Here is a 4,070-nt window from a genome sequence, read left to right as displayed (position 1 = left end):
AAATCAAATTTATATCGTCTTGCTTCGTCACTTTTCGATAACATGTTCATCCCCACCAGAATTGTGTTATTACCCTTATTATATAAAAAAGCCTGTAGACTTTGTCTACAAGCTGAACAGACCTTGAGGGTCTGTTATTTTAAAATGGGGACGGATTGGGGACGAACCCTTTCAGTTTTGTTCAGAATCGAGAGTGACTTTTGTATTTCTCAGTGTGGTTCATTATCCTGTTTTCACAAACAGGAAGCTACATAAAGCAGCTCCCTGGACAAGTAATCAATCTTTCTTTTTTTTGTAGTCTTTTACTAAGCTTGAAACAGTTAAACCCATTACACCGAAAGCGACTACATAAAATAAAATATTTGTTACAGGTGTATCAATTTTTCCTAAAATCAACACAATAGCTATAATAGCGATGGGCAAAGTAATTAACAAACTTTTGGATGCCTTATTTTCTTGTGTCACTAACCAAGCACCTCCTTGTTGTTTCACCATTTAGGTGTGTTTTACTTAATTTTAAAAAACGAACAACATGATGGTTTTAGCAACCCACCACGCTGCATTCTCACTTCCAGTCACTTTAAGAGCGCCTAAATAAATGCCATGTTCAAGAGCGCCTGTATAATGTTCTAGAGTTATTAGAATTGTTTCTAACCCTGTAACACCGCCTATCATTACTTTCAGTTTTGTCGGTAATTGGTCATAAGCTTCTTTTATTGTTTTTATAGCCCATGTGAATTTACCGTGTACAGTAGCTTCTCCGTTTGTTTTTGACTGAGCTTCTTTAATTGCTTTTTTGAACTTTGCAGTTTCTTCTTCATTTAGATTCCAATACTGTGCAATCTCATCTATTGTAAGCTCTTTTGCTTGATCAAAAGAAGGTTTTACAGATGAATAAGAATAGGACTGTTCTTTTTCGAGACCTCTAGCAGCATTTGCTTCTGCAAAAGGTGTGAATATAAAAACAGAAATTCCTGCAACCGTTGATAATATTAAACCTTTAGAAGTACTTAGCTTTTCCATAATGAACTCCTACTTTTGAATATATTTTAGAAATTAGACTTTCAACGAATATTAAGCTTAGTTAGTAATTTAATATTTTGTTTTAGTTGTTAGGAATATTCCTCTTACTCTAATTAATGTTATCATTTGTAAATAAATGAAGTAAATAGGTTATTTGTTATAGAGTTTGAACGGTACAATATGCATGCATATTAATTATGAAAAACATGAACAACAAAGAATTTAAATAAAAAAGAGTAAAACAGGCGTATAAAAAGGTAACATTTTTTGGTTTTTAACAAAACGAAGGAATACCAGAAGATAATATTAAAGGGGGAAAAATATATAGCACTAGAACAGTTCAAGTTTGGGAAGATTACTTATGATTACTTACGAAGAGTTGCTGCAGGCTTTAACGTAGGCAAAGCTCATGGTAGACTTTGAATAGACAGAAACATAACATATTTCTTGAAAGGATGATTGTGGTGGTGAAATCAGATAAAGTCTCCTCCTGAATACATGAAATCACATTCAGGAGGAGATAAAAAATGTTTAAACAAATAGACGAAAATTACCCACGAAAAGAGCACTTTCATCATTATATGACTTTAACCCGATGCTCATATAGTTTGGTAATCAATCTAGACATTACGAAATTGCATGCAATATTAAAAGAAAAAAAGCTAAAAGTATATCCTGTGCAAATTTATTTGTTAGCAAGAGCTGTGCAAAAAATACCGGAATTTCGGATGGATCAAGTAAACGACGAACTTGGTTATTGGGATATTCTTCATCCAAGTTATACTGTTTTCAATAAAGAAACAAAGACATTTTTAAGTATTTGGACGCCTTATGAAGAAAGCTTTGTTAAATTTTATAAAAGTTGTTTAGCGGACATTGAAACATATAACAAAAGTAGCAAATTATTTCCGAAACCTAATATGCCAGAAAACATGTTTAATATTTCAAGTCTGCCTTGGGTTGATTTCACTTCTTTTAATCTTAATATATCTACAGATGAAACTTATTTACTACCAATATTTACATTAGGAAAATTTAAGATGAAAGAAGAAAAAATAATTTTGCCAGTTGCGATTCAAGTACATCATGCTGTTTGTGATGGCTATCACGTCGGTCAATATATCCAATACTTAAGATGGCTTATTGAACATTGTGAAGAGTGGTTAAACGGTTAATTGTATATATATCTTAAATTTCACGGGCATTTTTCCAGAGGTACTGCAAGGAAAGTTTAGAAAAAAGCGTAAGGCAGGCTTATACAAGTCTGCTTTTTTGTTGTGTGAAGAACATGTGAATGTGCTAAGGATATATTAGTGAGAGATTTTTATGAAAGTAGAGATTTATAGGAAGAATTTAGCTTTCATTCAATCTATTGCACCTATAGATTAAGTTTATGAAAATGTAAGTCAAACTAAAATTGTACGGGGGGAGTCTATAGTTAGTTCATACAATTTTAATTCAATACTATAGATTCAATATTAGAGAGGATTTGGAATGATGAAATTAAAAGTAATGTCCCTAGTATTCGCAGTTATTGGTTTTTTGTTTAGCTTAAACTTTCAATCTATGGCTTTAATAAGTGATGTTGTTTTTTGGCAGAAGTTTGGTTTCTACTCAGGAGCAGTTATATCTTACCTATTTGCCGTTGCGTCATTTATCACATTGATGATTAGCCGAAAACATCAGGGAAAAGGCTCGTCTAAACGTATAATTACTCATATAATGATTGTCGTTGTAAGTGTGCTATCTATATTAATCACGTCATTTATTTTACTTGCTTGGTCCGTTGGTATGTAATTTGGTATAGATAAGATATATATTCATTTTTTCTTGAAAAACTGTTAAAGAACAATATGAGAGCGAAAGATTTGCTCTTCAACTTATGTACCTGGCTGAAACTCAGTCAGGACTTTTTATGTTTACTGGTAAATTCTTTATTGGAGCAAGGAATTGAATGGGATTGCAAGGTTTTAAAATGAGCAAATAATTAGTTGGACAATGTTATACTTATATCAATAGATATGGGGAGGCATCCACTTTGAAACCATTCTGGGAGAAAGAAGAAGAGAGTCCTTTCACGTTAGAAAAGATAGATGAGGAAAAAATTCGTGAAGTAGAGGGAAGTCTTGGTGTGACTTTACCTGATACATACGAAAAGCTCATTTTAGAATGGAACGGTGGTTTTACAGTTCGTAATGCGTTTCCAACTGAACGGCCGAATTCATGGGCAGATGATCATATTCAGTTTGACTATCTAATAGGAACCGCCAAAGGGGATGGAATTATGAGTAGTCCTCAGTTAAGTGATGAATTGGGGCTGCCTGAGGGACTTATTTTCATCAGCGGAGAAGAAGATACATGGATCGCAATGGATTATCGACAAACGAAAGAACATCCGCCTATTCACTATTTTGATTTAGAGATGGAAGTAGATTTTAAGCTGGCAGATAGTTTCGATGAATTTATTGAGCAGTTATATACAGCTGAAGATGCGATGGTCGAGGTAGTAGAGATTGATGATGAATCTTCGGAATTGTATATAAGTAGAGAAGAGCTTGAACTCATTTTTGAGAGAGGAGACCTTCGTCAGCAGAACCTCTTTAAAATGACATATTATCCGATGGAAGACATAGAAGAGATGGAATGGTTTTTCGATCGTATGAAGAAATGTATCAAACAGATAAAAGATCAAAATGTTTTGTATGAAGCAGCCACTGCCATTCACTCCATCCTTTTGTTAAATCCAGATATGCCAAGGAATGACCGTATCAATAAAGAGCTGCAAGAAGTTGCTGAGTTTCTAGAAAATAGTGGAGAGTCTCGAACCGCCTTTTTGGGAGAAGACATTCATCCAGTGAAAAAACCATAGTAAAAGAAGAAAAGCCCTTAAAAGGGCTCAGGCTGTCGAGAAAATCTCGACAGCTTTATTTTTTTCCTTAAAGTTTCCATTCCCCCGTTTTATAATAGAGAAAAGCATACTAAAGGAAGGTGTTTTTCTCATGTTCCACAATAGAAATTCTTCTCAGCACGAAGATGAATTTGCATTG

Annotated in this window: 4 protein-coding genes; 2 read left to right on the top strand and 2 right to left on the bottom strand. The window is 33.8% G+C overall.

Translation table 11 applies throughout. The features are described from left to right. Window positions 1-276 precede the first annotated feature (276 nt). Both BA70_RS18515 and BA70_RS18510 read right to left on the bottom strand, forming a co-directional pair. Window positions 277-465, bottom strand: coding sequence for a hypothetical protein (locus BA70_RS18515; RefSeq protein ID WP_034325201.1), 189 nt, complete (start codon window positions 463-465; stop codon window positions 277-279). Window positions 466-516: 51 nt separating this feature from the next. Beyond that, a complete protein-coding gene (locus tag BA70_RS18510) occupies window positions 517-1,023 on the bottom strand; it encodes a hypothetical protein (RefSeq protein WP_034325200.1) in 507 nt (168 codons plus the stop codon). A gap of 527 nt (window positions 1,024-1,550) precedes the next feature. Here BA70_RS18510 and catA point away from each other — a divergent pair. Further along, the gene (gene catA, locus BA70_RS18505; protein WP_034325199.1) at window positions 1,551-2,198 is read left to right on the top strand and encodes a type A chloramphenicol O-acetyltransferase; all 648 of its coding nucleotides are present in this window, start codon (window positions 1,551-1,553) and stop codon (window positions 2,196-2,198) included. 863 nt (window positions 2,199-3,061) lie between these two features. Further along, window positions 3,062-3,892: an SMI1/KNR4 family protein gene (locus tag BA70_RS18495; protein ID WP_034325197.1), complete on the top strand. Its 831-nt coding sequence runs from the start codon at window positions 3,062-3,064 to the stop codon at window positions 3,890-3,892. The last annotated feature ends 178 nt before the right edge of the window (window positions 3,893-4,070 follow it).

The sequence above is a fragment of the Bacillus zhangzhouensis genome (assembly GCF_000715205.1).
Lineage (GTDB): Bacteria > Bacillota > Bacilli > Bacillales > Bacillaceae > Bacillus > Bacillus zhangzhouensis.
The sequence above is the reverse complement of the archived record's forward strand: the minus strand, read 5'-3'. Positions and strand labels throughout refer to the sequence as shown.

Coding starts and splice junctions, on each gene's coding strand:
- BA70_RS18510 (WP_034325200.1), bottom strand. CDS start 1,023: ATGGAAAAGCTAAGTACTTCTAAAGGTTTAATATTATCAACGGTTGCA.
- catA (WP_034325199.1), top strand. CDS start 1,551: ATGTTTAAACAAATAGACGAAAATTACCCACGAAAAGAGCACTTTCAT.